Below are 26550 nucleotides of genomic sequence, written 5' to 3' on the forward strand. Positions count from 1 at the left end.
GCCTTGGTACTTAATACATGCTGTATGTGTATTCCTTGCGAACATATGTGATTTTGCTGCTGAGCCTCGTACTTGGCTGTTTTGCGTACTCAAGTGCAGTGGCGCGAATCTCGAACGACATGGATCACCGCCGCTGGACTGCCAGTGACCAGGGCCCGACTGCAGTGGGCGCGCTTGCGCAAACCGTTGATGGGTACCTTTGGCTGGGTACTCATGACTCCTTGTATCGCTTCGATGGTTTCGAGTTCGAGAAATTCGAGCCTGCTGACGGCGAGCCGCTGGGCGTGGTCTCAGCGCTTGCCAGTACGACGGAAGGGCTGTGGGTGGGTTTTCGTATCGGTGGAGCCCGTTTGATCAGTGAAAATGGCGTGATGCAACCGGTTGATCCAGGCCTGCCGGACGGGGTGGTATACACCTTTGCCGAGGATCATCAGGGGCGAGTCTGGGTCGCGGCGGATGAGGGGTTAGCGATCCATGATGGCACAGGTTGGCGCCCGATTGGCGAGGAGATGGGCTTTACTGGCCGCCATGCCCGAGCAGTGCACGTGGATGAAGATGGATATATCTGGGCCGCGAGCGAAGAGGAGCTTTTTATACTCCCCCCAGGCGCACCTTCGTTCATGGGAACGGGCATCAGGAGTCAATCCATCAGCGCAATAGCTTCATCCCCCTCAGGCGACGTGTGGGTAACCGATCGCTCCAGTGAGCGATTACTGCGTTTGATAAAAACAGGCTTTGCTAACGTCGAGTTTGAAGAGATACCGATATCAAATACGAGCAGTATCGTACTGGATGAGCAGGGAGGTGCCTGGCTGGGCACGCGTGGATCCGGTTTACACTACCTTGCTGACGGAAAGATACATGAGCCTATAGAGGGCCGAGATGCAATCAGCTCCTATACCGCGCGTGATGGTCTCAGCTCTGACTATGTATTGGCCCAGTTCATTGACCGTGATGGCACTCTGTGGGTAGGCACGGATGCAGGCCTGGATCGACTCAACCGTAAAGTCCTGGCTCCCCTCGCTTTATCTACCGGCGTGGGCAGTACTGCACTGGCAGTAGATGATGATGGTTTACTTTGGGTCGGCTCCGACAACGGCCAACTGAAGGGCATTCGGAATACGCGCCATTCCACCTTAGAAGTAGACATGCCGATCAACTCATTGGTGAACAGTGAGCAACACGGTTTGTTGATTGGCGGGCATCAGGGTGTTTTTTCACTTTCGGACGATGAGCTTGTGCGTATCGCCGCATTACCCGTCCAATCCACCCCGGAATCTGCCATTAGGACAATGGCGGTAGAAAAAAATGGCGATATATGGGTCTCCGTCAACAGAGAAGGACTATTCGTCTGGTCTAATGAGCAATGGCAATATATTGACCCATTTAGTGATTCGGAGCGTCAGGTGATGCCTGTGAGCGCCTCCCGAGATACATCAGGGAAGCTATGGTTCGGCTACCGAGATAACCTATTGGTGTCTTATGCCGAGCAGACGTTCGAGCGCTGGAGCTACCAGGAAGGGCTGGACATTGGTCATGTCACAGCCATGCTGCATCTCCCCGAACGCACCTGGGTAGGTGGTCAGCATGGTCTGGCCTACCTCAAGGATGGACGCTTTCATCGTCTAGATCTGCCGGCTGCCGAATCATTCCAGAATATCTACGCCTTAGTCGCCGCGCCGGCAGAGAAGAACGCTGGAGAATCCGGGATGGACATCTGGGTTCATAGTCGCGGTGGCATCTTTAAGCTGCCTGCAGCGGAGATCGAGCGGGTGATAGCTGGCGGTGACACACTCCTGTACAGCTCTCACGATCACATTGGCCGGCTACCCATGGATCCCCACAAAGTATTGCCACTGCCCACCGGAGTCTCTACGCCGGAAGGCTTACTATGGTTCGCCACCGGCCAAGGCGTCGTCCGTATTGATCCCCATAAACCAAGCGATATGTCACATCCACCCGACATCACGATTCAGGCGCTTACAGCCGATGGTGTCGATATTGACATCTCCGCCGCACCTGTTCGTTTACCGGTAGCACCGCAAAGGCTGGTTATTGACTATTCTGCGTTAAACCTCGCCACACCAGAGACCATGCGCTTTCAATACCTTCTCAGTGGTCATGATGCGCAATGGGTTGATGCCGGGCGTTCCAGGCAAGCTGTTTTCTCACGGCTACCCCCCGGTAATTACGAATTCCATGTTCGTGTGCTTGATGTGAGTGGGCAATTCCATCGGCCTAATGAAGCTTTGATTTTCAACATTCCACCGGTTTTCTATCTGCGGCCTTGGTTTTTACTGCTCTTCTCAGGGGCGCTGCTGGCGCTGGTGTTCTGGATATCCCGTGTTTATACACAACGAGAAAAAGCAGTCCTTCGAACACGCCTGGAAGAGCGCTTTCACGAGCGTGAGCGCATCGCACGCGAGCTGCATGACACCTTACTGCAAAGCGTGCAGGGCATGATGCTCAGCTTCCAGGCGGTCGCCGACAGTCTGCCTAAAGAGTCCCGTGCTCGTCATGCGATGGAGCGTGCGTTGGATCGCGCCGATCAAGTGATGGCCGAGGGCCGGGATCGAATTATGGGGCTGCGCGGCGAAATATCTCCGGCGGAAGATCTGTCTGTTGCATTCCAATTGTTACAGCAGGAGGCCGACGCTTCGGTTTCTGTAGCCTACCGCGTCAGCAACGTGGGGCAGCCATTGCCTCTGCGCAATGAGGTTCGCGACGTTTTCTATCAGGTGGGAAGAGAAGCGGTTTTCAATGCATTGCGTCATGCCGAGGCCACGCAGATTTCCGTTACCTTTACCTACGCTAAGGACAGATTCGAGATGCTCGTTGCTGATGACGGAGTGGGCATCGATCCACTCTACCAACGAATGCGCGGCAGACCTGGGCACGGCGGTTTGAGGGGTATATATGAGCTTGCCGACAGAATTGAGGCCACACTGATGATCGTGAGCAGCGACCAGAGCGGTACGCGTATCAGGTTATCACTGCCTGGCACCATTGCTTATGAAAAAGCACTCGATGACAAACAAAACCGTTCAATCAGGGCAGGGTAATCTTATGGTCGCACATCAGGAGCCCATCTCCGTATTGGTAGTCGATGATCACTCTCTGATACGCGAGGGGATTGCGGCAGTGGTGGGCAATTATGAAGACATAAGCGTGGTGGGTGAAGCCTCCAACGGGCTGGAGGCCATCCGGTTATACCGGACAACGCGACCAGACGTGACGCTTATGGATGTGCAGATGCCTGAGCTCAATGGCATTGGTGCCAGTAGCGCCATCATGTCGGAGTTTCCACAAGCATGCATTGCGGTACTCACCACCTACCGAGGCGATGTAAGAGCGTTGCAAGCGATCAAGGCGGGGGCACGCGGCTATCTTTTAAAAAGTATGCTGCGCCGTGAGCTGATTGAAACGATACGAGCTCTGGCAGCCGGTAAACGGCGTTTCCCACCGGAGATCGCGGCAGAGCTGGCGGCCCATATCGATCAGGAAGGTCTAACCGGCAGGGAGCTTGAGGTACTTCAATGTGTCGCACGTGGCTTGTCGAACAAGGAGGCTGCGGTCGCTTTAGCGATAGGTGAAGAGACAGTAAAAGGACATCTTCGGAATATCATGGACAAACTTGGAGCCAACAATCGAACACATGCGGTGACTATTAGCATTCAGCGCGGGATTATTGATCTTGCGTAACCCCCCCCCTTTAGTGTTGTTAAATGCCTCTCCGTTTGGGGCTGTGTGATACTCCGCGCTAACGCCATCCTGTAACACTTATGGTGACGAATTAACAAGTTACCAGAGTTTGCCCTTGGCCAAGGAGCGAGAGCTATGAACGGGAGTGTTAGCACAGGTTACTCATTGGACAACAACGCCTTCAGTAGTGCTGAGCACTTAAAACGGGGTAAGCAACTGCTGACGTTGCTGAAGGAAACGGAGAGAACCCTTCACGGTGATCCCGACATCGCGTCGACTTATCTTAATAAGGCGATCGCTTTGCTGGCAGATGGCAGTCAGGATTCGCCTTCACCGCATAAACATAGGGGAGGGTTGGCACGCTGGCAGATATCGCGAATTGACGAATTCATCAGCGAACATCTCGACCACTGCATACGAACCACCGAGCTTGCTTCATTGTTGGGTTTGAGCGTTAGTCATTTTTCGCATGCGTTTAAGCAGACGACCGAAATGACTCCGCTAACGTATGTGACTGCTAAGCGTTTGGAGGCAACGCAGCAAAACATGGTCTGTTCAACACTCTCCTTGAGCGATATTGCGCTTAGCCACGGATTTTGTGATCAGTCTCACTTTTGCCGCGTGTTCAGACGCGAAACAGGGCTCTCGCCGCAAACCTGGCGAAAGCTGCATACTGATGTGCTAGCGGAACAACCAGCCGGCCACGAGGCGAACCACTCTGGGCATAATTAAGTAGACGACGAGAGCAACTATAGTCGCGGCGATAATTCCATGGCGAACACCCCAGACGGAGATCGCAGGAAGTATGTTGAATAACGGCTGATACAGTACTGGAATTATTATCGTTAGCGGCCATATTACCGCGGTAGTTATAAGCCATTGTTTCCATCTAGTGGGCTGCTTGGATTTTGAGGCCGGGGGCGTGAACCAGAAATCAATTCCACTTTTGATTTCCAGCTGTTCATCAGCAGCGAGCGCGAACACGATGGACGATAACAACTCCTTTCGGATGTTTGAACTCAGCCATGCTTCCGCGGCGGCGTTGCTGGAAAATCGCACAGCAATCTCAAAGGTGTTGTTCTCTTGCTGGGGGCGAAGTATATAAACCCCTTCATGACCTGGAAATTCTGCTGCTGCTGCAATTATTTGTTTTAACCAAGCTTCATATCGTTCTCTGAATTCCGGGCGGACGGTATGCCTAATAATGATTAGTTTTTCGAGGTTGTCATGCACAGTGGGTGCAGACGCTGCTGTTTTATCATTCATGGTCGTTCTCCGTGCTTGTTGCGACAGTCATTGAGTCAACAATTCCTATGTCCGTAATTGCGTAGCCCGATTTAATTTCAGGCTGGTGACATGTCATTTATGCAGACCATTCAAGGCTGCTATGGCGGGTGCAAGTGTTGATGGCTTAAATTGCATGAGGAGTTTCCTGCTTGACGGATTTACATGCGTAGTGATTTCGAACTGCAACGCCAATGACCAATAGCGCAGCAATTCCCTCAATGGGTAGTATTAGAGGAGAGAAAAGAAGTATGACCGCTGTTAATAGCAGTATGTAGCGACTGGCTCCTTTTAGTTCGAATCGTTCTCTGATCATCCAAAGCCCGAACAAATAGCCACTGATAGCAATAGCTATGGTGTATAAACCCACTGAATTGGATAAATGGGAATGGCCGGTGACCGCATCTATTAGTACTGCGACACCCACACCAACGACAGCCCCAGACATGTAGATCAATAGATGACCGTACCCCCATAGCAGTGCTAGCGACAAACGCGGGTGGGCAACGTGCTCTTCTTGTGAAAAATAAACCCACCAAAGTGCGAACATCAGCACCAAAGAAGAGATGACAATACCAATTAACTCCTGGCCCACGTTGTCGCTTGCAACTCGTTGAATGGCCAGGCTGCCAGCCAGTAGTGTTTCTCCCAATACAATAATATTAAACAAGCCATACCGCTCAATTAGATGAAGCCGGTGCCAAGGAGTGATGCAGTTACTCTCCGCGTATGCCGGAACCAATAACTCGCATATGGCACCGACAGCATAAAAACCTATCAATAGATTTAATGTTATCGGTTGGGCGAGCATCAATCCCACCCAATAAACCTGAACAATTGCGATGCCGACTGCATACCGGCAGGCCGTCAGTCGACGCTCTGGATCGTGCCTTGCCGCCCTTAGCCAAAAGCAAACCATTGCAAGGCGCATCACGACAAAACCTGTAACGATCATGTCTATGTTATTTGTCTGAAAGAATCGATCGATACCTGCGGCCATAATAAGCGAACCTGACATGGCCACTATTGTTAAGACTCTATGCAGACTGTCATTGTTGTCGTAGGCAGAGGCGTACCAGGTGAAGTTCATCCACGCCCACCAAATGGCAAAGAAAGAGGCTGAGAACTTCAGCACCCCCTCAGTTATGTGGAAAGCTAAAATGGCATGATGAAGACTTGCCGCCGCAGAGGCGACTGCAATGACCGACACCAGATCAAATAGCAGTTCAAGCGGTGTTGCTCTCCGGTGAGGTTCCGTGGGATCTCTGGGAGCAAGAGGTAAAATGCCAAACCAACTCAGTATAGGTTTACTTTCCATTAGTACCTGTCACCGAATAAATGCGTGGATTAAAGGGGGCTACGCAAAGAGAAGAAGCGATGTAGGCGCGCCAAATAATAGAATCGATCAGCGCATAAACGGTACGCTGAGCTTTCTCAGGGTACCCATCGAGCGGTGTGTATAAGGCTTTGGAAGCAAGATAAAACAGATTGAACCGCGCTGGCTTGGACAAGTGCCCGATGGATTGCACGCTTATGCGATTGGAGGATCACTGGGGTATTGGGACACTGCAGTGTCCAATTCTTTGTATAAGGCAATTGGTTATGAAGCGTTTCAGCGAAGGACAGAACATGAGATTCCTGTGCGAAGCAGGAGCGTGATTGCCCATCAAAAAGCTATGCTGTTGGCACGGTATAGGCGCTTCTTCTGATGATGGCTGGATCATTTATATACAGAATCACACAATCATCCCAAGCAAAGATTGTCGTCCAATCGTAAGCAGGGAAGGCTTGCGATAGTGAATGGGCATCACATTTTTCAAAGGTGAATTCAATGCAGAACCCCAAGCTTGAAGTGCTTACGCCCAGCAATTCACAGTTGATCTTTATCGACCAACATCGCTGCGATTACTGCAACTGCGAAAGTCGCCAGTCTCTACGCTTTATTATCGAGGAACTGTCGCTATGAACAATACCCCTGTTTTGAACTAAACCGATGATCTATGCCTGGACTCCAGTGTTTGATAGCAATGAAAACACTTTTCACCTAAAGAGGAAGCGAAAATGACAAAGGTTCTTGTTCTCTATTACTCCATGTTTGGTCATATCGAAACCATGGCAAACAAAGTTGCTGAGGGCGCTCGTAGTGTCGATGGCGTAGAGGTCACTGTGAAACGTGTCCCTGAAACCATGGGTAACGAAGCCTTCAAGGCAGCAGGTGGAAAGGTCGACCAGGAAGCAACAGTGGCGACGCCGGCGGAGCTGGCCGACTATGATGCTATCATCGTCGGCACGCCAACCCGCTTCGGCAATATGTCAGGGCAAATGCGTACCTTCTTCGATCAGACCGGCGGCCTTTGGGCCAAGGGAAGCCTGGCAGGTAAAGTGGCGAGCGTGTTCACCTCGACCGGGACAACGGGCGGTCAGGAAATGACCATCACCTCTACCTGGATCACACTGGCGCACCACGGCATGATTATTGTGCCTATCGGCTACACCAACCCCAAGCTAGCTGACATCTCCCAGGTGAGTGGAGGCACGCCTTATGGCGCATCGACCATTGCGGGCGCTGATGGCTCTCGACAACCTGATGATCGTGAGCTGGATATTGCCCGCCATCAGGGCGAATATGTCGCCTCCATTGCGTCTAAACTCAAAAGCTAGAGGTTCAATTCGCTGTCGCTAGAACGAAATAGCATCTTCAGCGGCAGTGAGTGAGATTGAGAACAGTTGATGTTTATCACTTCGGTACCGTCCACGGCCATAAAAAATGACGGCTTTTCGATGACATCGTGGCCGATGTTGATGATCAGATTGGTGGCCTCGACGGGCGATGAGCGAAATCGCCAGCTGACAGCGCTGCATTACCGAGAAAGCGTCTACGACGCTCATCTACCAATGTTCTTTATTTTTTATTTGCTTTTTATTATCTTTATTTTTTAGGTCTAGGCGTGTCTGGAGGGGCGAGGCGAGGTTCGCTGAAGCCTTACGCCCGGGGCAGATGTTGTTTTGGCGTCCGACGTGTCGGGGCCGCTCAGTAACGTGGGGATGAACCATGGCTGCGATTGAGCATTACGACGTGATCTGCATCGGCGGCGGTTCTGGCCTGACTGCCGCCTATTATGGGCAACAGGACGGCAAGTCGGTCGCACTGGTCGATGATCGTCCCGACCAGCTCGGCGGCACCTGCGTGAACCGCGGCTGCATTCCGACGAAGGGCCTGATTCAGGCTGCCGAGGTGATGCAGACAATCCGGCACGCCGCGGACTTTGGTATCCACCTGGATCAGTCGTCGGTTCGCGTCGACTTTCAGGCCGTTCTCGACACGGTTCGCCGACGGCGCGAAGATGACGCCGCTGCCGTACGACGTTGGGTGGAGAGCGCCTTCACCCCCTACTATGGTCGGGCGCGTTTTGTGGGCGACAAGCTGATCGAGATGGAGGACGGGCGGCGGCTGACCGGCGAGCGGATCTTCATCGCGGCAGGTGCGCGCCCTGCGATCCCGCCGATCCCCGGGCTGGCGGAGAGCGGGTACCTCACCAACGAGTCCGTCATCTTCGACCTCACTGAGCAGCCCGAACACCTGATCATCCTAGGCGGCGGCTACATCGGCTGTGAGTTTGCCCATTTTTTCTCCGCTTTGGGCACCCGTGTAACGGTGATCGACCATTCCGAATGCCTGCTGGCCGAAGACGACGACGTGCGGGCGCTGTTCACGCAGGAGCTTGCCAAGCGGGTGGAGCTCGTGCTGCAAGCCGAGGTGCGCCAGGTGCTGGTGCGCGATGGGCAGTGCGGCCTGACCGTTACCACTGGCGATGGCGAACGTAGCGTGCTGGGCGATCGGCTCCTGCTGGCCACCGGTCGGCGTCCCAACACTGATGGGCTCTCATTGGAGAAGACGGGGGTCGAGCTTAATGATCGCGGCTTCGTGGTGGTCGACGACAGGCTGCGGACCACGCACCCCGACATCTATGCCTATGGCGACGTTATCGGGCAGGGGATGTTCAAGCACACCTCAAGCTACGAAGGTGAGCTTGCCTACCGTAACGCGCACGGTGCCTCCCTTGCTGCCGACTACACCGCCAACCCGCACGCCGTGTTCAGCAATCCGCAGATCGGCTCGGTCGGACTGACCGAGCGTGCCTGTCGCGACCAGGGCCTCGATTACACCGTGGTTCAGAAGCATTACGCCGATTTCGCCAAGGGCAAGATCGTCGGTTCACCACCGGGCTTTGCTAAACTCCTGGTTGAGAAGGGCAGCGACCGGATCCTGGGCTTCCATATGATCGGTCCCCAGGCAGCCGACTTACTTCACGAGGTGGTGGTCGCCATGAACACCCCAGGGGCCAAGGCGCAACGGGTGCGCGACAGTATCCACGTCCACCCAACGCTCGCCGAGTTGGTCAAGCAGGTGTTCGATGCCACCGCGTAGGAGCCGATGTAAAGCGAATATTTCGCAACAGACGACGTTCAGCGGAAAGCTGGATGATCACCACCATCGAGGACTTGCGTGCCGAAGATTGACGAGATTGTCGAATTTGGTTCGTTTCGTCTGCACGTGGCGGGGCGGATGCTGGAGAGGAAGGGGGAGGCCGTCAAAATCGGCAGTCGCTCGCTCGACCTGCTGATTGCGTTGGTTGAGCGGCCTGGAGAAGTGCTTTCCCGGCGGGAATTGATGGCGCGTGCCTGGGCGGGGTTGGTAGTCGACGAGGCCAACCTGCGCGTCAATATCGCCAGCCTGCGCAAATGCCTGGGTGAGGGCAAGGAAGGCACACGCTACATCGTCAACCTCCCCGGCCGCGGGTACAGTTTCGTCGCACCCTTAACGCGAGCGCGGGTCGAGGCTTCGCCCGGGAAATTCGAGACCATCCGATCTCCCGACCCTCGCTCCGGCAATCAGCCACCCGTATCGGTCTCGGAACACTCATTGCCAGAGCGTCTCGGACGGCTCATTGGGCGCGATGCTTCAGTCCGCGCAGTGGGCGAGATGCTCACCAAACATCGATTCGTGAGCATCATCGGTCCGGGGGGAATGGGTAAGACAACTGTCGCTATCTCCGTGGCACACACGATGCTCGAAGCTTTTAACGGCGCCGTGTACTACGTCGACCTTGTCTCGGTCAGCGACGCCTCGCTTGTTCCTAGCGCGATTGCTTCCGTGCTTGGCCTAAAGGTGCAAGTGCAAGATCCCAAGCCGAGCATCCTGGCGTTTTTTGGCGCCCGAAGAGCGTTGCTCGTATTGGACAATTGCGAGCACCTTATCGACGAGATTGCGCTTCTCGCGGAATGGCTTTATACATCCGCGCCTCAAACCCACTTGCTTGCGACCAGTCGCGAGTTATTGCGTGTTGAGGGTGAACACGTCCACATTCTTCCAGCGCTCGATGTTCCCCCGGTCATTGAGGGGATGACAGCCTCCACTGCGATGTCGTTTCCCGCCGTCGAGCTTTTCATGGATCGAGTGGCGGCAAGCGGGGTGCAGGAGACGCTGACGGATGAGATGGTTCCGCTCGTCGCCGAGATCTGCCGAAAAACGGATGGCATTGCCCTGGCAATCGAATGGGCAGCTGGTCGGGTGCGCTCGCATGGCCTGCGTGGAACCGCGGAATTGATCAACAGCCGCTTCAACCTTCTCTGGCAGGGCAGGCGCAGCGCGCTTCCCCGACATAAGACGCTCCAGGCGATGCTTGATTGGAGTTACAACCTGCTATCCGAGAGTGAGCGCCGCGTGCTGTATCGGTTATCCGTGTTTGTGGGTCCATGCCAAATGGAAGCGGCGCATTGGATCGCAGCGGACACTGTCCTTACGGAGGCCGAAGTGACAGCAGTAATCGCAAGCCTCAGCGATAAGTCACTGCTGTCGCCATCGATACTCAACGGATCGAGCTATCTGCGCCTCCTGGATACGACGCGCACTTACGCGTCGGCAAAATTTGCGGAATCGGGCGAGGTTAACGACGTCTCACGCAAGCTTGCCGAGTATCTCATTGCCCAATTCAACCGTAATAATGAGCGTCAGAATGGGCGGCGGGCCATGGGTCGTGATCTGATTCAGGTCGGCAACATGCGCACTGCGCTTTCATGGGCATTCTCCGAGGCAGGTGAGGGCGAGTTGGGCGTTCGTTTAGCAGCGCTCGCTGCACCGTACTTATTGGAATTATCGCTGCTGGACGAGTGCCATCGCTGGTGTCAAGCCGCGCTATTGCGACTGGGTGCCCGTGAAAGCTCGACGACACACCTCATCCTGCAGGAAGCGCTGGCGATCTCCGCACTATTCACTCGCCGCAATGGAGATGAAGTCCGTATCCCGATCGAGCAAGGGCTGCGCCTTGCGCGAACCTTGAACGACCCCGAACGCGAACTCAGACTGCTCGCAGGACAGCATATCTTCATGTGCCACATCGGCCACTTCCGTGAGGCGGTCGAGGTAAGTCAGCGCAGTATAGAACTAGCATGCAGGGTCGGTTTTCCCGCAGGTATCGTCATGTCTGAGTGGATGCTTGGGGCAGCGTATCACTTGGTCGGTAATCAGACGCGCGCTCTACAGCACATCGAAAAGGGCTTCAAGCAAGCTGCGGTGCATGGCACGTTAAAGGTCGACCTGCTTGGCTTCGGACATCAGATCCGTGCGCTCACCGTCCTGGCACGTACGCTCTGGTTGAGCGGTACCCCGGATCGCGCCGCCCAAGTTGCGTATCAAGCAATTGAGGAAGCTGAGCAGACAGAGCAACCGGTAAGCATGCTCATCGTATTGCTATACGCCTCCCCGGTGTTTCTGTGGAGGGGAGATATAGAGGAAGCGGAAGCGCTGGTGAGCCGTCTCAACCAGCACTTCAGTCGTTATTCGTTTGGTCCGAGAGCGGCTTTAGGCCTCGCGCTCTCAGGCGAACTGGCTTTGCTCAAGGGAGAGCTGCGGACGGCGGCAGGCAGGCTTTGCGATGCGCTTGACAACCTGTATGCGGAGAAACTTTTTATGTTCACGACGACGCTGAGCCGATCATTGTCCGAAGCGTTGTTCGAATGCGGGGATATTATGGAAGCGGAAGCAATGATCACCGCGGCACTGGAACAAGCCGAGGCGCGAGATGAATCATTTGACATGCCCGAGCTATTGCGCACGCGCGCGCAGATCGGGACTGTTTCCGGTCGGCTGGATGCAAAAGCGGCTGAGGAGATGTTGCGGCATTCGATGGCGCTTGCAAATAGTCAAGGCGCACTCAGTCTGGAGTTGCGCTCCGCCATGGCTTTGGGCGCACTGCTCACAAACGAGGAGCGGGCTGAGGAGGCCTACGCGATCTTGGCGGAGGTTTACGACCGCTTTACGGAAGGACACGAAACGCGCGATCTCAGAACCGCCAAACAGTTGATCGAAGCCTGGTGTCCGGCCGCGAGGGCATCGGGGTGCCGCACCAGTGATTGACCTAGAAGCCAGACCATTCGTCTGTTACGCGGTTTCACACCAATTTACAAGCGCTCCAGCCTGTGACCTCGGAGAATAAAAGAAAATAATTCGAGGGCGTTCACGCCTTGCAGGAGGTGTTTGCTTGGCCACTCACACAAGCGGTTCGATTCTTCCTCCAATAGTCGCGCAGTTCATCGAAGCAACGAATGCCGGTGACCTGTTCCGCCTTCTTGAAGCCTTCGCGGAGGACTCGATTGTTAACGATCAGCTACAACAATGGCGCGGGCTGGCTGAACTAAGCGAGTGGGCCGAGCGCGATGTTATCGGGCAGCAGCTATCACTTCGCACAACTCATTGCCTCCCGCACTACGGCCACTTTGTTGTCGCGGCCTACGCCGACGGAAATTTCGATAAGCGTGGGTTGCCCGATCCACTGGAAGTTCTGCTCTATTTTACTCTCTCCGAAGACAAGATAGTGCAATTGATCATTCTGCGAGATCGTTCGGGCACCTCTTCTTTCGATGCATCTTTTCGCAGCTCAGGGTAGAGGCGCTAGGCTTTGTACGAAACTGTCTGCGCGATAAAGCTTCCTGCTTTTACAGAGTTTTTCACCTTCTTACTTAGCATGTGGGCGTATTCGTTTAATTATCTTCAGCATGTGGATCGAAAGCCTCAAACGATCACAAGCGGAGGAAACCCCATGAGCAGTAATGCAGGGTTGGTCACCGATGCTCGTGAACAGAGCCGGCAGATTGAGGTTGCGTTGGCAGCGACTTTGTTGGAGTTGCTCACTGTGGCGCAATCCAAGGTTGAGCTTGATCATCAGGCTGCGCAAGCATGTATATCCCGCGCGACGGCGTTATTGGCCGCCAGCCTGGAACGAGACGTCAGACCTAAAGCCGAGGGCGCATTCCGCGGTAAAATACCGCGTTGGCAGGCGAAACGTCTGATAGCTTATATCGATGAGAATATAGACAAGCCTATAAGGAGTACTGATCTCATCGCGCTCACAGGAATGAGTCCTGGACATTTCTTTCGAACCTTCAAGGCAACATTCGGCCAAGCTCCGTTCGTCTATATCGCACGCCGGCGCGTCGAGCACGCACAGCAGATGATGCTGATGACCAATGACCCCCTTTGTCTCATCGCACTCGATTGTGGGCTGTGTGATCAGTCCCACCTCACGCGCTTGTTCCGGCAGTTCGTGGGTACAACGCCGGGTCAATGGCGGCGGGAATATGTCAGCGGGTCGTTAACCGACCCGAAGTTCAAAGCGGTGTTTCCTAGCGAACCCGTTATCAGACTGTGAATCATAAATGTTAAAGGTCAATCAACGGCTGTTGTTGCATGACCTATCTCATCGCAAGACAGGCATGGCACCTTCCCAAAAAACATAATTGAGACCTCTTTCATGGCTATCAGCTACAAACCGGAGCTCAAGTATCCCGACTATCAGGATTTGAGCGAGCAGGTTCGCTTTCAAAGCACAGAAGGTAAGATCTGGTTCGGCGAGCAGCGTATGCTGCTGATGCAGGTGTCGGCGATGGCTAATTTTCGCCGTGAGCTCGTCAATAGTCTCGGTATCGAACGCGCCAAAGGATTTTTCCTGCGCCTTGGCTACCAATCTGGACTAAAGGACGCGGAAATGGCCCGCAAGCTCAGGCCAAACAGTCCGGAATTTGAGATGTTTCTAGTTGGACCGCAGCTGCACTCCTTGAAAGGCATGGTCAATGCGAAGCCGATCCAGTTAGAGGTAGATCAGGAGGCTGGCCACTTCTACTGCGAGCTTGAATGGATCGATTCCTTCGAGGTCGAGGCCTGCCAGACCGAGCTGGGCCTGATGGAAGATCCTGTTTGCTGGTCCCTGGTGGGCTACGCGTGTGCGTACAGCTCTTCGTTCATGAACCGCGAAATCATCATCCAGGAAACGAGCTGTCGCGGGTGTGGCGATGAGCGCTGCATCATTATTGGAAAACCGGCTGAGGAATGGGAGAACGCCGCAGATTTTAAGCGCTACTTTCAAGCCGATCCAATCATTGAGGAGCTGTATGATCTTCAGTCACAGATCAGCTCACTGCGCACGAACCTGAAGAAGCAAGAAGGTCAGTTCTACGGTATTGGGCAATCCCCTGCTTATAGGGATGTATGCAAGATGATCGACAAGGCAGCCCAGGGCAAGGTGTCGGTTCTGCTGTTGGGAGAAACCGGCGTCGGCAAAGAGGTCATCGCACGGAGCGTGCATCTTCGCAGCGAGCGCGCCGAGCAAGCTTTCGTCGCGTTGAACTGTGCCGCTATTCCGCCGGAGCTAATTGAGGCTGAATTGTTTGGTGTCGAGAAAGGCGCATATACCGGCGCAAATCAGACCCGCCCAGGGCGCTTCGAGCGTGCCAGTGGCGGAACCATTTTTCTGGATGAAGTGGTAGAACTGACGCCCAGAGCGCAGGCGACCCTGCTACGGGTATTGCAAGAGAGTGAGCTTGAAAGAGTGGGAGATTCACGGACCCGAAAGATCGATGTGCGAGTAATTGCTGCCACCAATGAGAGCCTCGCCGACGCTGTCGAGGCGGGCCGGTTTCGCGCGGATCTTTACTACCGCTTGAATGTGTTTCCTGTGCAGGTTCCTCCCCTGCGCGAAAGGCTTGAGGATCTGCCGCTGCTGGTCGAGCACTTTCTAAGCAAGTTTCATCTGCAGTACCACAAGCGTACGCTAGGTTTATCAGATAAGGCGCTGGAACTGTGTCTCCATTACACCTGGCCCGGAAATATCCGCGAACTGGAGAATGTACTTGAACGCGGTGTCATCCTCACCAACAACAATGAAACTATAGTACAAGAGGCACTCTTCGCGGTCTTCCCCAAGACAAGCGATCCGCACGGTGATCGTCTCAACGCCGACGGTGAGCTGGTACAGCCCACAGACATGGAAAGCACCGCCGATTGGGTAAAGCAGATCTTCGAAAGGAACGTGAGCCTGGAAGCTGTGGAAGAACAGCTGATGCGACGCGCGATGGAGCTTGCTCAACAAAATGTTTCTCAAGCCGCTCGTATGCTCGGCCTGAGCCGACCTGCACTGGCTTACCGTCTGAAAAAATTGGCATCCTCAACGACGGGGGGGCTGACTGATTTCAATCAGCTTCCTTTCAGGCGGCTCCCGGAGAATTGTGGCCGGTCTGCCATAAGCACCACCGCGCATTAACCAAAGCCGCAACGCACTGCTATCGCTTCACCATATCATCAATCCAGCCTCCCACAGCAAAGCTCTGGACGTTATCCAGACCCCACCAGTGGTAAGTGTATCAAGCTGATATCTATATATTTTTAATATAAGTTTCTCAAGTGGCATAGCTGTTGCTCTTAGATTATCAGTTGCTTTCTACAGAACAACACTCAGCGGATGTGTTTGGTTACAGATTAGTAAAGCAGCCACCCTGGAGATCAATTAATACTATTGATCATTTTATCAAGACTACTGATCACCAATAGTCCTAACATAGGAGGCAGAATACTTATCACCGAACAACATTAGTTGTCGGATCAACCATTACTCATCGAAAGGAGTTTCTATCATGAAAATGTTATACGCAGCTTTAATCATTGCATTAACACTTTCTTCAGGCGTAGCACTCGCGGAGCGAGGTTCGGGTGAAGATAACCGGATTATTTCTCCCGAATCAACTTCTACGCAACACGACAGTGAAGTTAGGAACGTTTCACCGTCTGAATTGCTTGCTATCAATTCCTAAACGACCCTAGGTGCATGGGGAAGGCGTTGTAATCCCGGGCAGAACTAGGTCTTAGATCTGCCCGTCAACCTTCCAAGCACGAACTTATTAAAACATTGTTGCTTTATAAAAATAAAGCAACAACTATTAAGTAGCAAGAGTCAATCATGAAAATGTTAAACGCAGCTTTAATCATCGCATTAACACTTGCTTCAGGCATGGCACTCGCAGAGCGAGGTTCGGGGAAAGGTGGTCAGGTTATTTCTCCTGAATCAACTTCGGCGCAACAATATAGTGAGAAAAAATACTTTTCACCGTCCGATTTGACCGATAGAAACCCTTAAAAATGTTGATATATAGATTGGTTGTAGCCAGTGATGTCGGGCAGGTTTAGTACTCTTAGGCCTGTCCGGCGCCTTGCCGTCTTTAGACTGACTCAATCACGTGTGTTGTTTTGCCGAAAATAACAAACTGCTTTAAAGAAATAAGTGTTGATAATAAAAGCTTTTAAAGCCGCTTGAATTATTGTAATAACGCTTGTTTCAGACGTCGTACTCGCAAAGCGAAGTTCATGTGACGATACTCTGTGTCTCCATTACACCTGAGCCGGAAATGTCCGCGAATTAGTGAATGTGATCAAACGCAGCGTCATCCTGACCGACAGTAACGAAACCATAGTACAAGACGCGCTCTTCCCAAAGACAGGGAAAGCACCACAGTGGTATTGATCAAATCCGCAATGCTCCTCCATCGCTTTATCATATGATCAATTCAGCCTCCCATAGCGACCCCCTGGACTCGAACTATTTTGCATAAGTGAAAAAATATATCTATCTGATAAATATATCTTTTTTATATAGATCGCTCCAGCGGCATAGTCGTTGCCTAGATGTTATCAGTCGCTTTGTACACACCAACCCTCAGCGGCATGTGCTTGGTTGCCTATGCGATTCTGCAAGCGGTAGTTATCGCAAGGCATGCCGGTCTCATCTAGCAAGATTAAATAATCTGGAGAACTTTATGAGCAGGCCTGAATTTTTCGTTACTCCCGGCGACGGTGAGAAAGCGCCATCCAGTCGTCCTGAGCTTGTAAAGCAGGCGAAACAACTGTTGACGTTGCTGATGGAAACAGAGCAGACCATTCATAGTGATCCTGATATTGCTTCGACTTATCTTAATCAGGCGATTGCCTTGGTGGCGGTCGATAATCAAAGCGAGCCTTCGACGTATACGCATAGGGGAGGGCTGGCACGCTGGCAGGTATCACGTGTAGACACATTCATAAGTGAGCATATCGACCATTGTATAAGGACAACCGAACTTGCATCGTTGCTAGGTTTGAGCGCCAGTCACTTTTCACATGCGTTTAAACAAACAACGGGCGTCACTCCGCTAACGTACGTCGCTGCCACGCGAGTGGAGGCTGCAAGGCAAGACATGCTGTGTTCGGGGCGCTCCTTGTGTGAAATTGCGCTTAGGCACGGATTTTGCGATCAGTCACATTTTTGCCGTGTCTTTAAACGCGAAACAGGCCTGGCTCCGCAAAAGTGGCGAAAACTGCATGCACCCAAAGCCCGGTTGCAGGCAGCCTTACCTGATTCTTCAATCGCTCAAACTGCTCAATTCAGCAGTACATTATGATTTGCACAGGGTGGTGAATCTGCCTTTGTCCTTTATACAGCAGTGACGGCTGATTAAGGCGGGTGCGTCAACGGGCAGCAGTGGAAACAGGCCAGGTGCTGGGGTGGGACGCTGTCGGAGAAGTTGTGGCGTCCGGGGAGGGCTTCTCATTGTTCAAGCCTGGCGATCAGGTGTACTACGCAGGCGATGTAACTCGCCAGGGCAGCAATGCAATGCTGAGTACCAGGGCGTTGAAAAGCGCACCGTAGACCGCAAGCCTGCGAGTCTGAGCGATTTGGTGTGTCTTGACAGTTCAGTGTGCTGAAAAGTGGGGAACCACACATTCACCAATTTCCTGCACCACCTCGTGTGCAGGTCGTTTACCATATTTAAGGTTTAGCGCGACATGGTTCACACCAATCTCTTGCAGGGCATTGAGGTAATCAATCAGGGAGCGGTAACCCGTTCGGATGCCGAGGTGAATGGGCGTTGAGGGTTCATCGGGGTCTTCAGAAAGATCGACATACAAAGATTGTGAAAATGGCTTGAAGTCCTCGGTAAGTGACCGCCATGTCCGGATCGTCCGTGCTTGTTGGTCTACATGTTGAGGATAATAGAGCCAACCATCTCCGTTTTGCGCGATCCATTCCACCGACTGTCGCGAATTGCCAGTGACCAACACAGGTATGTCATTCAATATCGGCTTGGGCAATAAATTACCGCCCGACATGTCTACGCGCTCAGTCGAAATGGTAGGGAAGTCTTCCTTCCAAACCTGGCGAGACACTGCAAGCGTCTCGCGAAAGAGCTCGCTGCGAGTATCGATGGCTGTCTGAAATGCCGAAAACTCTGAGGGCCTGTCACCCGTTGCTAGACCTAGTATCAAGCGCTGACCGGATAGACGATCAGCTGACGCCGCCGCCTTTGCAATATGCAGTGGATGACGAAGAGTGCTGACAATGCTGCCCGTTGCAAGCGCTATACGGGATGTGTGTGCCATTACATAACCCATGAATACCCAGGGATCATAGATATGGCCAGCATCACCAAATGAAGGAACGTTCAGGAAAACGTCTCTAAAGAAAAGGGCAGAAAATCCAGATGACTCTGCCATTTTGGCCGTATTGATTTGTTGTTCGATGTTCATCTCGGGGACGGAGCCCGAATAAGATTCAATAGCGAAGAAAAGCCCGAGGGTCAATTTTTCCTCTTTGAACATCGTAGAATAACCACGATGGTTAGAGAAGTCAGTCATTCGAGAGCTCCCGATAGAAGTCATCTAAGTTGAAATTGCATAAGGGGAAATGCCCTAAAAGGTTCATGATGGAAGTTTTAAAAAATTTCGGCGTGCTGGAACATGGATAATGTTAGAAGCAGCTTTCACCGGGCGGCCCCTCGATATGGTAGACCTTGGGTTCTTCCGAAAAATATTCCTCTAACCCCATCATGAACATCCGATGGTCTTCACTCGCCTCGAAGCCCGGCGTGTGATCCTCAAGTGACGCCCACCTTACTATCAGGTTGAATACCTGCGGGGTTTCTATCCCTTGCGCAAGCATGTGGCCGCCATAACCCTTGGCACGGGTGAGCAAAGGTGCGACCTCGGCAAAGGCACGCCTGAACTGTTCAATCTGCTCTTTGTGAACGGGCAGCAAAGCGATTTCATAAACCATGAGACATTCCCTCAAATTGATTTCAACGGTTAAATCTTCGTACTTAAGAGACGAGCGATGGCTCGACGGCAATGGCGATTTTTCCCCGGAGGCCGTTGTTGGGGGTCTCCAGTAGGGCATGGGCGGCAGGAATGTCAGCAAGTGAGTACACCGCGCCTACATGGGGCCGCAACTGTCCACGTGCTATCAATGCGCTCAGCTCATCAAGTTTGCCGCGGTTTTGTCGGGTGAAAACGAAGTGATAACTGGCGTTCTTACCCCAGGCCTCCACGAGGTTTTGTGGCTGGGCAATGTCCACAATCGAGACCACGCGGCCAAGTTGCGCGAGTGCGTCGGGGCTGCGCGACAATGTATTGCCGCCAATGGTATCGAACACCACATCGACACCGTGGCCATCGGTTTCCCGCAGGATGGCGTCAACGTAATCCTCTTTGCCGTAGTCGATGACCACATCGGCACCCAAACTCCGGGCGAACTCAAAATTAGCTTCGCGCACGGTGGTGAACACCCTGGCACCCATGGCTTTTGCCACCTGAATCGCCACATGACCGACGCCACCCGCACCGCCGTGCACAAGGATGCTTTCCCCCACTCTGAGCCCAGCACGCACGACCAACGCTTCCCACACCGTCCCACCTACTAGGGTTAGGCTGGCTGCTTCGAGATGACTCAGCAGGGGCGGCTTCTTCCCGATGATACTCTCGGCTGCAACGTGGTACTCGGCATAGCTGCCAGGGCCATCAAAAATCTGCGGGGTGTACCAGACTTCGTCGCCTGGCAGGAAACTCGTCACCCCCGGCCCGACTGCTTCGACAACGCCGGACACGTCATGTCCGGTAATGGCGGGCAGTGGCACCAGATCAGGATAGTCGCCACGACGCACCTGGTAATCCAGCGGGTTGATAGAGGTTGCATGAACTCGTACCAGTACTTGTCCTGTCTGCGGCACTGGTTTGGGTACCTCACTAAGCTCGAACGCTTCCGGGCCGCCAAATGATTTAAGTATTAATGCTTTCATTGTGGATCCTCGTTTTTGCATAATGGAATATCGTGATTTTTCGATGGTTCGGGTTGCTGGTCGACAAGAATGAGTGCTGAGTCTTCAAGGTGGAGAAGTGGCACCAGGTCATGACGGAAAGCCATGATCGATTTCTCTGTTATGAGTAAGTCTTATTTGCCAATTAACGAGCGTCGGCGATAAATCTCCCCACCTGATCACTGTCCCTGAACGCCGCCGCTTATTATTGGATGACTGTCTTAGGTTTGGATGAGGGTGCGATGAGCGGAACCGAAAGACCATTCTGAATACGTCATGCCCGGTAATGGCTGAAGTGGTACTAGGCCGGGATAGTCGCCACGTTGCGCCTGGTAATCTAGCGAATTGATGGAGGTTGCGTGCACCTGCACTTGTTCTGCCTGTGGTACTGGCTTGGGCACCTCGCTAATTTCGAACGATTCCGGGCCACCAAATAATTTAAGTATCAGCGCTTTCATTGTGAATCCTCGTTTCTGGATAATGGAATATCGAAAATTCTCGATTTAATGTGGTAAATAAAAAACACATCTTAATCCTGTGATCTCATTTCATATCGAATCCTCTCTTTTTTCTTCAAAAATAGATATCTAGAATTATCGATGTATACGAATAAATAATTACAGCTCTTCCCTGATGATGTCAGCAAGAGCACTGATGGCTTCCTCATTGCGCTTGTAGTATGTCCACTGCCCGATTCGCTGGACTTTGACCAGGCCCGCTCGTTGCAGAGTTGCAAGATAATTAGACACCGTTGACTGGGACAGTCCGACGCCTTCTTGAATGCTACTGACGCAGACGCCTACCGTATGAACGTCCCCTTCATCCTGTGGAGGGAAGCTCTTCACGGGATCTTTCAAACCCTTGAGGATTTCAAGACGCGTGCGATTTGAGAGAGCTTTGAATATTTCGATCAATTCCATAACTCAATGATATCGAAATTTACCGATATGTCAATAAAATAAATTGCCGCTATTTATCGTCAGCCAAAATCCGTGGCGAACTCTAGAATTCGCAAGCTTCGTGAAGGGGGCTTGTATTCCAGCTTCACGCTGCTTATCTGTAGTTGACAATTCCGCGCTGTACGAATGCTGTTTGGGTAGCGCAGATCACACAATTGTCCCATGCAAAGATTGTTGTCCAATAATAAGTGAGGGTGGCTTGCGATAGTGAATGGCCGTTTCATGACATCCATCACATCTATCAAAGGTGAGCCCAATGCAGAACCCCAAGCTTGAAGTCCTCACGCCCAGCAATTCACAGTTGATCTTTATCGATCAACAGCCGCAGATGGCGTTCGGTGTGCAATCAATTGACCGCCAAGCACTGAAGAACAATGTCGTTGGTTTGGCCAAGGCCGCGAAAGTGTTCGGCATCCCAACGATCATTACCACCGTCGAAACCGAAAGCTTTTCGGGTCATACCTATCCCGAACTGCTGGGAGTATTTCCTGATGCGCCCATCCTCGAACGCACATCGATGAACTCCTGGGATGACCAGAAAGTTCGCGATGCACTCAAGGACAATGGGCGAAATAAAGTCATCGTTTCGGGTCTTTGGACGGAAGTCTGCAATACCACTTTCGCGCTCTCGGCGATGCACGATGCCGGGTACGAAATCTATATGGTAGCTGACGCTTCCGGCGGTACCAGCCAGGCGGCCCACGATTTCGCGATGCAGCGGATGATCCAGGCGGGGGTGGTGCCGGTGACATGGCAACAAGTATTGCTGGAGTGGCAGCGTGACTGGAAAAACCGCGATACCTATGACGCGGTGATGGCGGTGGTGAAAGAGCATTCCGGTGCTTATGGCATGGGGGTTGATTACGCCTACACCATGGTGCACAAGGCCGACGAACGAGTAGAGCATGGCCCTACACTGGCTCCCGTTCACGCTGAGATTTAGGTCGTTATGGGGCGGCTGTGGCCGCCCTAATTCCAATATTACGTGACGTTTGCACCCAGCGGTGGGGCGCATCGTGCCAACACGCACGTGGTGCTAAGACGGCGATAACACTCTTGCTGGTAATCGTGCAGTGGATCAGAGCCTAGCACCTCTACAGCACCCCTTAACAAAGGAGTATCCACAATGTCCGATTCTGCTCCCGACCTTATCTTTCATAATGGCCAGATCACAACGCTTGATAGGGCGAACCCTAACGCTACTGCTGTCGCAATCAAAAATGGCAGGTTCCTGGCCGTCGGCTTGGATCAGGAGATCCTGGCCTTGGCCAGCCCAGATACCCAGGTCATCGATCTCCAGCGGCGTAGCGTACTGCCTGGCTTGTTCGACAACCATACCCACGTGGTGCGCGGTGGCTTGAACTACAACCTCGAGCTGCGCTGGGACGGCGTACGCTCGCTGGCCGACGCAATGAATATGCTCAAGCGCCAAGTCGACATCACCCCCGCACCACAATGGGTGCGCGTGATTGGCGGTTTTACCGAGCACCAGTTCATTGAAAAACGCCTGCCGACCCTTGCAGAAATTAACGCGATCGCCCCTGACACCCCCGTGTTCCTGATGCACCTGTATGACCGTGCGTTACTGAATGGTGCTGCCTTGCGCGCCGCTGGCTATACCAGAAATACACCCGAACCGCCTGGGGGGCAGATCACTCGCGATGCTAACGGCAACCCCACCGGCCTACTGCTGGCCACACCCAACGCGATGGTTCTCTACTCCACGCTCGCCAAGGGCCCTAAACTACCGTTCGACTACCAGGTCAACTCCACTCGCCACTTTATGCGCGAGCTGAATCGCCTTGGCGTGACCGGCGTAATCGATGCGGGTGGCGGCTTCCAGAATTACCCAGAAGACTACGAAGTCATTCAGAAGCTTTCCGATGAAGGGCAGATTACCGTTCGCATCGCCTACAACCTGTTTACTCAGAAACCGAAGGAGGAAAAGGAAGACTTTCTAAACTGGACGTCCAGCGTGACGTATAAGCAGGGCGATGACTATTTCCGCCACAACGGCGCCGGTGAGATGTTGGTGTACTCGGCGGCCGACTTCGAGGATTTCCGTGTCGAGCGCCCCGACATGCCACCCGAAATGGAAGGCGAGCTGGAAGAGGTCGTGCGTGTGCTGGCACAGAACAAGTGGCCCTGGCGGTTGCACGCCACCTACGACGAAACCATTACTCGCGCGCTGGATGTATTCGAGAAGGTTAACCAGGACATTCCTCTGGACGGTATCAATTGGTTCTTTGACCACGCCGAGACCATCTCCGATAAATCCATTGACCGTATCGCGGCACTGGGTGGCGGCATCGCAGTGCAGCACCGCATGGCCTACCAGGGTGAATATTTTGTCGAACGTTATGGCGCCCGCGCTGCCGAGGCGACACCGCCTGTCAAACGCATGCTCGAGAAGGGCGTTAACGTCTCCGCGGGAACTGATGCTACGCGAGTCGCCTCGTATAACCCCTGGGTGTCGTTGTCGTGGATGATCACCGGCAAAACGGTCGGCGGTCTTGGCTTGTATCCGCGCGATAACCTGCTCGACCGCGAAACGGCGCTGCGCATGTGGACCGAGAAGGTGGCCTGGTTCTCCAACGAGGAGGGCAAGCGGGGGCGCATTGAGGCCGGCCAGTTCGCTGACTTTATCGTACCGAGCAGGGACTTCTTTAGCGTGGCTGACGATGAGATCTCCTTCCTGACTTCCGACCTGACGGTAGTGGGTGGGCGCGTTGTGTATGGTGATAATGATTTTGCGCCCCTGGACGACAACCCACTGCCGCCTGCCATGCCTGACTGGTCGCCGACGCGTACCTTCAAAGGCTACGGTGCCTGGGGCGAGCCCGAAGGGGAGGGTAAAAACTCTTTGGCACCGTTGCACGCCCAAGCGATGGCCAGCTGTGGCTGTGCTAGCGCCTGTGGTCTACATGGTCATGATCATGCCCGGGCCTGGTCATCCAACGCGCCGACGTCGGATCTGAAAGGTTTCTTCGGGGCTCTCGGCTGCTCCTGCTGGGCCGTGTAAAGGAGAAAAACCAATGCATACGTACGTTTCGTTGGCGCAAAGACCCATTGGGATGCAGGAGCTAGAGACATGAGTGAGGCCCAATCCACTCCTATTCCAGCATCTCCGGACAGTGCTTTTGCTCCGTTACGGCAGACCTTATTCGCCGTGCTCTGGGCGGCAACCATTATCGGCAGCATTGGCAGTTTCGTGCGTGATGTGACCAGTGCCTGGCTGGTGACTGATCTATCCTCTTCGCCAGCGGCCGTCGCTATGGTGCAGGCTGCCGCTGCTCTGCCGGTTTTTCTTTTGGCGATTCCGGCCGGTGTGCTTTCCGATATGCTCGACCGACGTAAATTGCTGATTTGCGTTCAGCTTCTGCTTGCCAGTGTTAGCGTTTGCCTCGTCATTCTATCGATTATTGATCAGCATTCTGTTACTTCACTGATAGTACTTACGTTTATCGGTGGGGTAGGCGTTGCGCTGATGGGGCCCACTTGGCAGGCCATCGTCCCCGAGCTGGTAGACAAGAAAGACTTCAAGAACGCAGTGGGACTCAACTCGCTGGGGATCAACATTGCCCGTGCCGTAGGTCCCGCTTTGGGTGGGCTGTTGCTGGCCAGCATGGGAGCAGCGTTTACCTATGGAGTAGACGTTCTGAGCTATGTCGTTGTCATTGCTGCGCTGATGTGGTGGAAACGACCAGCAACGCAACGGGATGCACTATCCGAACGCTTCCCAGGCGCTTTCCGTGCAGGGCTCCGTTACGCCCGCGCCAGTCGTGAGCTGCATATTGTCCTGCTGCGCACCTTTCTCTTCTTTGCTATGGCCAGCTCAGTCTGGGCACTACTGCCGCTAGTCGCACGTCAGTTACTGGAAGGCGGCCCAAGCTTCTATGGCATATTGCTTGGTGCAGTTGGTCTGGGGGCAATCGCAGGGGCTGTTATTATGCCTCGCTTGCGTATGTACCTTAGCCCTGACGGCCTGCTTCTAACGTCGGCATTGGTCACTTCGTCCGTCATGGCTTTGCTATGCCTGGCGCCGCCCAAATGGCTCGCCGTGTCCTCTCTATTGATCCTTGGTGCCGCTTGGATTACAGCGTTGACGACGCTTAACGGCGTCGCCCAGGCAATCCTCCCCAATTGGGTACGTGGCCGCTCTTTGGCGGTATACCTGACTGTATTTAATGGCGCCATGGCCGCAGGCAGTTTGGCATGGGGGATAGTCGCTCAAGGGATTGGCGTACCGTTGGCGTTACTATCTGGCGCGGTCGGGCTAGCAGCGATCGGATGTATTGCACACCGTATCAAGTTGCCCAAAGGCGAATTAGACTTGATGCCGTCAAATCACTGGCCCGAGCCGCTAACGGCCACACCCGTCGAGTATGACCGCAGACCGGTGCTTATCCAGATAGAGTACCGGGTAGCCCTCGAAGATCGTTCAGCTTTTCTGAAAATAATGGCTAGGCTCTCGGCTGAAAGACGGCGCGATGGCGCCTATGCGTGGGGCATTACCGAGGATTCCGCCGATCCCAGCTTGATGCTGGAGTGGTTCCAGGTTGAATCCTGGGCCGAGCATCTGCGTCAACATAAGCGCGTGTCTAAATCAGCCGCCGATATCCAAGAGGAAGTACTGCGTTTCCACCAAGGGGAGGAAGGTCCGGTCGTGCGCCATTTTCTGACGTTCAATCATCCACATGAAGGTCGAGCATAAGAGTTTATTCGAAAGACTGGGTTTCAAAAGACTAAGTACGACGTGTAGTCATACTCTTAAGTACTTTAGAGACAAATGCTGAGCTGTTTACCCGGTAATACAAAAAGGAGAGTGCGATGTCTGATGTATCTAAAGCCTCGTTTACCATTGAGCATGAAACCAGCGATACCAAGGGACGCTATCTGGTTGAACTCAATGGGGCTAAAGCAGTGATGACTTATTCGAAAGCAGGTGATTCGATGATTATCATTGATAGTACTGAAGTGCCTGATGCTATGCGCGGACAAAAAGTGGGTTTTGCGTTAGTCGCAAAAGCAGTGGAAGACGTTCGCTCCTCGGGCAAAAAAATCATGCCGTTATGTCCATTTGCAAAGGCACAGTTTGCGCGACACTCAGAGTGGCACGATGTGCTTTTGTAAGCTGCTTACCACATGTTCCTAT

General features: G+C 53.3%; 25 protein-coding genes. 18 read left to right on the forward strand and 7 right to left on the reverse strand.

The features are described 5' to 3' along the window. Positions 1-119 precede the first annotated feature (119 nt). From OM794_RS10240 to OM794_RS10250, 3 genes are all read left to right on the forward strand, one after another. A complete protein-coding gene (locus tag OM794_RS10240; RefSeq protein ID WP_226249852.1) occupies positions 120-3062 on the forward strand; it encodes a sensor histidine kinase in 2943 nt (980 codons plus the stop codon). Between the two features lie 4 nt (positions 3063-3066). Continuing rightward, positions 3067-3702, forward strand: coding sequence for a response regulator (locus OM794_RS10245; RefSeq protein WP_226249853.1), 636 nt, complete (start codon positions 3067-3069; stop codon positions 3700-3702). Positions 3703-3867: 165 nt separating this feature from the next. Continuing rightward, positions 3868-4434, forward strand: coding sequence for a helix-turn-helix domain-containing protein (locus OM794_RS10250; protein WP_226249854.1), 567 nt, complete (start codon positions 3868-3870; stop codon positions 4432-4434). On the opposite strand, the gene OM794_RS10255 is transcribed toward OM794_RS10250, so the two are convergent. Beyond that, positions 4384-4968: an antibiotic biosynthesis monooxygenase gene (locus OM794_RS10255; protein WP_226249855.1), complete on the reverse strand. Its 585-nt coding sequence runs from the start codon at positions 4966-4968 to the stop codon at positions 4384-4386. The two genes, OM794_RS10250 and OM794_RS10255, sit on opposite strands and share 51 nt — an antisense overlap. 145 nt (positions 4969-5113) lie before the next feature. Further along, positions 5114-6304, reverse strand: coding sequence for a low temperature requirement protein A (locus OM794_RS10260; RefSeq protein WP_226249856.1), 1191 nt, complete (start codon positions 6302-6304; stop codon positions 5114-5116). A gap of 513 nt (positions 6305-6817) precedes the next feature. Here OM794_RS10260 and OM794_RS10265 point away from each other — a divergent pair. From OM794_RS10265 to OM794_RS23370, 11 genes are all read left to right on the forward strand, one after another. Further along, the gene (locus OM794_RS10265; protein ID WP_264167895.1) at positions 6818-6952 is read left to right on the forward strand and encodes a hypothetical protein; all 135 of its coding nucleotides are present in this window, start codon (positions 6818-6820) and stop codon (positions 6950-6952) included. Positions 6953-7047: 95 nt separating this feature from the next. After that, a complete protein-coding gene (wrbA, locus tag OM794_RS10270) occupies positions 7048-7647 on the forward strand; it encodes an NAD(P)H:quinone oxidoreductase (RefSeq protein ID WP_226249857.1) in 600 nt (199 codons plus the stop codon). Positions 7648-8038: 391 nt separating this feature from the next. After that, positions 8039-9415 (forward strand): dihydrolipoyl dehydrogenase family protein, encoded by a 1377-nt coding sequence (locus OM794_RS10275; RefSeq protein WP_226249858.1) that lies wholly within the window; start codon positions 8039-8041, stop codon positions 9413-9415. A gap of 78 nt (positions 9416-9493) precedes the next feature. Beyond that, complete coding sequence (locus OM794_RS10280) at positions 9494-12403, forward strand: ATP-binding protein (RefSeq protein WP_226249859.1); 2910 nt, start codon at positions 9494-9496, stop codon at positions 12401-12403. 124 nt (positions 12404-12527) lie between these two features. Next, positions 12528-12932, forward strand: a complete 405-nt coding sequence (locus OM794_RS10285) for a nuclear transport factor 2 family protein (RefSeq protein ID WP_226249860.1) — start codon at positions 12528-12530, stop codon at positions 12930-12932. 153 nt (positions 12933-13085) lie between these two features. Next, positions 13086-13694 (forward strand): helix-turn-helix domain-containing protein, encoded by a 609-nt coding sequence (locus tag OM794_RS10290; protein WP_051430432.1) that lies wholly within the window; start codon positions 13086-13088, stop codon positions 13692-13694. A 102-nt stretch (positions 13695-13796) separates the two neighbouring features. After that, on the forward strand, positions 13797-15581 hold the full coding sequence (locus OM794_RS10295; protein WP_265154571.1) for a sigma-54-dependent Fis family transcriptional regulator: 1785 nt from the start codon (positions 13797-13799) through the stop codon (positions 15579-15581). Positions 15582-15951: 370 nt separating this feature from the next. Continuing rightward, a complete protein-coding gene (locus OM794_RS10300) occupies positions 15952-16128 on the forward strand; it encodes a hypothetical protein (RefSeq protein ID WP_226249862.1) in 177 nt (58 codons plus the stop codon). 146 nt (positions 16129-16274) lie between these two features. Further along, positions 16275-16451, forward strand: a complete 177-nt coding sequence (locus OM794_RS10305; protein WP_226249863.1) for a hypothetical protein — start codon at positions 16275-16277, stop codon at positions 16449-16451. Positions 16452-17127: 676 nt separating this feature from the next. Beyond that, positions 17128-17748 (forward strand): helix-turn-helix domain-containing protein, encoded by a 621-nt coding sequence (locus OM794_RS10310; protein WP_226249864.1) that lies wholly within the window; start codon positions 17128-17130, stop codon positions 17746-17748. A 125-nt stretch (positions 17749-17873) separates the two neighbouring features. Then, positions 17874-17996, forward strand: coding sequence for a hypothetical protein (locus OM794_RS23370; protein WP_413229676.1), 123 nt, complete (start codon positions 17874-17876; stop codon positions 17994-17996). A 44-nt stretch (positions 17997-18040) separates the two neighbouring features. Here OM794_RS23370 and OM794_RS10315 read toward each other — a convergent pair whose 3' ends face one another. From OM794_RS10315 to OM794_RS10335, 5 genes are all read right to left on the reverse strand, one after another. Continuing rightward, a complete protein-coding gene (locus OM794_RS10315) occupies positions 18041-18982 on the reverse strand; it encodes an LLM class oxidoreductase (protein ID WP_226249865.1) in 942 nt (313 codons plus the stop codon). A 112-nt stretch (positions 18983-19094) separates the two neighbouring features. Further along, a complete protein-coding gene (locus OM794_RS10320) occupies positions 19095-19400 on the reverse strand; it encodes an antibiotic biosynthesis monooxygenase family protein (RefSeq protein ID WP_226249866.1) in 306 nt (101 codons plus the stop codon). A 43-nt stretch (positions 19401-19443) separates the two neighbouring features. Next, a complete protein-coding gene (locus OM794_RS10325) occupies positions 19444-20418 on the reverse strand; it encodes a zinc-dependent alcohol dehydrogenase family protein (RefSeq protein ID WP_226249867.1) in 975 nt (324 codons plus the stop codon). 239 nt (positions 20419-20657) lie between these two features. Beyond that, positions 20658-20894 carry a hypothetical protein gene (locus OM794_RS10330; protein WP_226249868.1) on the reverse strand — a complete coding sequence of 79 codons (237 nt, stop codon included), beginning with the start codon at positions 20892-20894 and terminating at the stop codon, positions 20658-20660. 159 nt (positions 20895-21053) lie between these two features. Further along, on the reverse strand, positions 21054-21356 hold the full coding sequence (locus tag OM794_RS10335) for an ArsR/SmtB family transcription factor (protein ID WP_226249869.1): 303 nt from the start codon (positions 21354-21356) through the stop codon (positions 21054-21056). 295 nt (positions 21357-21651) lie between these two features. Between OM794_RS10335 and OM794_RS10340 the strand changes: the two genes are divergently transcribed. The 4 genes from OM794_RS10340 to OM794_RS10355 all read left to right on the forward strand — a co-directional run bounded on the left by OM794_RS10340 (position 21652) and on the right by OM794_RS10355 (position 26528). After that, on the forward strand, positions 21652-22338 hold the full coding sequence (locus OM794_RS10340; protein WP_226249870.1) for a hydrolase: 687 nt from the start codon (positions 21652-21654) through the stop codon (positions 22336-22338). A gap of 183 nt (positions 22339-22521) precedes the next feature. Beyond that, a complete protein-coding gene (locus tag OM794_RS10345) occupies positions 22522-24417 on the forward strand; it encodes an amidohydrolase (RefSeq protein ID WP_226249871.1) in 1896 nt (631 codons plus the stop codon). A 69-nt stretch (positions 24418-24486) separates the two neighbouring features. Continuing rightward, positions 24487-26109 (forward strand): MFS transporter, encoded by a 1623-nt coding sequence (locus OM794_RS10350; protein WP_226249872.1) that lies wholly within the window; start codon positions 24487-24489, stop codon positions 26107-26109. 116 nt (positions 26110-26225) lie between these two features. Beyond that, entirely contained in the window at positions 26226-26528 is a 303-nt protein-coding gene (locus tag OM794_RS10355; RefSeq protein ID WP_226249873.1) for a GNAT family N-acetyltransferase, read from the forward strand. The last annotated feature ends 22 nt before the right edge of the window (positions 26529-26550 follow it).

This window comes from Halomonas sp. BDJS001, assembly GCF_026104355.1.
Classification (GTDB): domain Bacteria; phylum Pseudomonadota; class Gammaproteobacteria; order Pseudomonadales; family Halomonadaceae; genus Vreelandella.

Bases quoted from the DNA above. Each gene is read 5' to 3' on its own strand.
- OM794_RS10240 (WP_226249852.1), top strand. From the start codon at position 120: ATGGATCACCGCCGCTGGACTGCCAGTGACCAGGGCCCGACTGCAGTG.
- OM794_RS10245 (WP_226249853.1), top strand. From the start codon at position 3,067: ATGGTCGCACATCAGGAGCCCATCTCCGTATTGGTAGTCGATGATCAC.
- OM794_RS10255 (WP_226249855.1), bottom strand. From the start codon at position 4,968: ATGAATGATAAAACAGCAGCGTCTGCACCCACTGTGCATGACAACCTC.
- OM794_RS10260 (WP_226249856.1), bottom strand. From the start codon at position 6,304: ATGGAAAGTAAACCTATACTGAGTTGGTTTGGCATTTTACCTCTTGCT.
- OM794_RS10265 (WP_264167895.1), top strand. From the start codon at position 6,818: ATGCAGAACCCCAAGCTTGAAGTGCTTACGCCCAGCAATTCACAGTTG.
- wrbA (WP_226249857.1), top strand. From the start codon at position 7,048: ATGACAAAGGTTCTTGTTCTCTATTACTCCATGTTTGGTCATATCGAA.
- OM794_RS10275 (WP_226249858.1), top strand. From the start codon at position 8,039: ATGGCTGCGATTGAGCATTACGACGTGATCTGCATCGGCGGCGGTTCT.
- OM794_RS10290 (WP_051430432.1), top strand. From the start codon at position 13,086: ATGAGCAGTAATGCAGGGTTGGTCACCGATGCTCGTGAACAGAGCCGG.
- OM794_RS10295 (WP_265154571.1), top strand. From the start codon at position 13,797: ATGGCTATCAGCTACAAACCGGAGCTCAAGTATCCCGACTATCAGGAT.
- OM794_RS10300 (WP_226249862.1), top strand. From the start codon at position 15,952: ATGAAAATGTTATACGCAGCTTTAATCATTGCATTAACACTTTCTTCA.
- OM794_RS10305 (WP_226249863.1), top strand. From the start codon at position 16,275: ATGAAAATGTTAAACGCAGCTTTAATCATCGCATTAACACTTGCTTCA.
- OM794_RS10310 (WP_226249864.1), top strand. From the start codon at position 17,128: ATGAGCAGGCCTGAATTTTTCGTTACTCCCGGCGACGGTGAGAAAGCG.
- OM794_RS10315 (WP_226249865.1), bottom strand. From the start codon at position 18,982: ATGACTGACTTCTCTAACCATCGTGGTTATTCTACGATGTTCAAAGAG.
- OM794_RS10320 (WP_226249866.1), bottom strand. From the start codon at position 19,400: ATGGTTTATGAAATCGCTTTGCTGCCCGTTCACAAAGAGCAGATTGAA.
- OM794_RS10325 (WP_226249867.1), bottom strand. From the start codon at position 20,418: ATGAAAGCATTAATACTTAAATCATTTGGCGGCCCGGAAGCGTTCGAG.
- OM794_RS10330 (WP_226249868.1), bottom strand. From the start codon at position 20,894: ATGAAAGCGCTGATACTTAAATTATTTGGTGGCCCGGAATCGTTCGAA.
- OM794_RS10335 (WP_226249869.1), bottom strand. From the start codon at position 21,356: ATGGAATTGATCGAAATATTCAAAGCTCTCTCAAATCGCACGCGTCTT.
- OM794_RS10340 (WP_226249870.1), top strand. From the start codon at position 21,652: ATGCAGAACCCCAAGCTTGAAGTCCTCACGCCCAGCAATTCACAGTTG.
- OM794_RS10345 (WP_226249871.1), top strand. From the start codon at position 22,522: ATGTCCGATTCTGCTCCCGACCTTATCTTTCATAATGGCCAGATCACA.
- OM794_RS10350 (WP_226249872.1), top strand. From the start codon at position 24,487: ATGAGTGAGGCCCAATCCACTCCTATTCCAGCATCTCCGGACAGTGCT.
- OM794_RS10355 (WP_226249873.1), top strand. From the start codon at position 26,226: ATGTCTGATGTATCTAAAGCCTCGTTTACCATTGAGCATGAAACCAGC.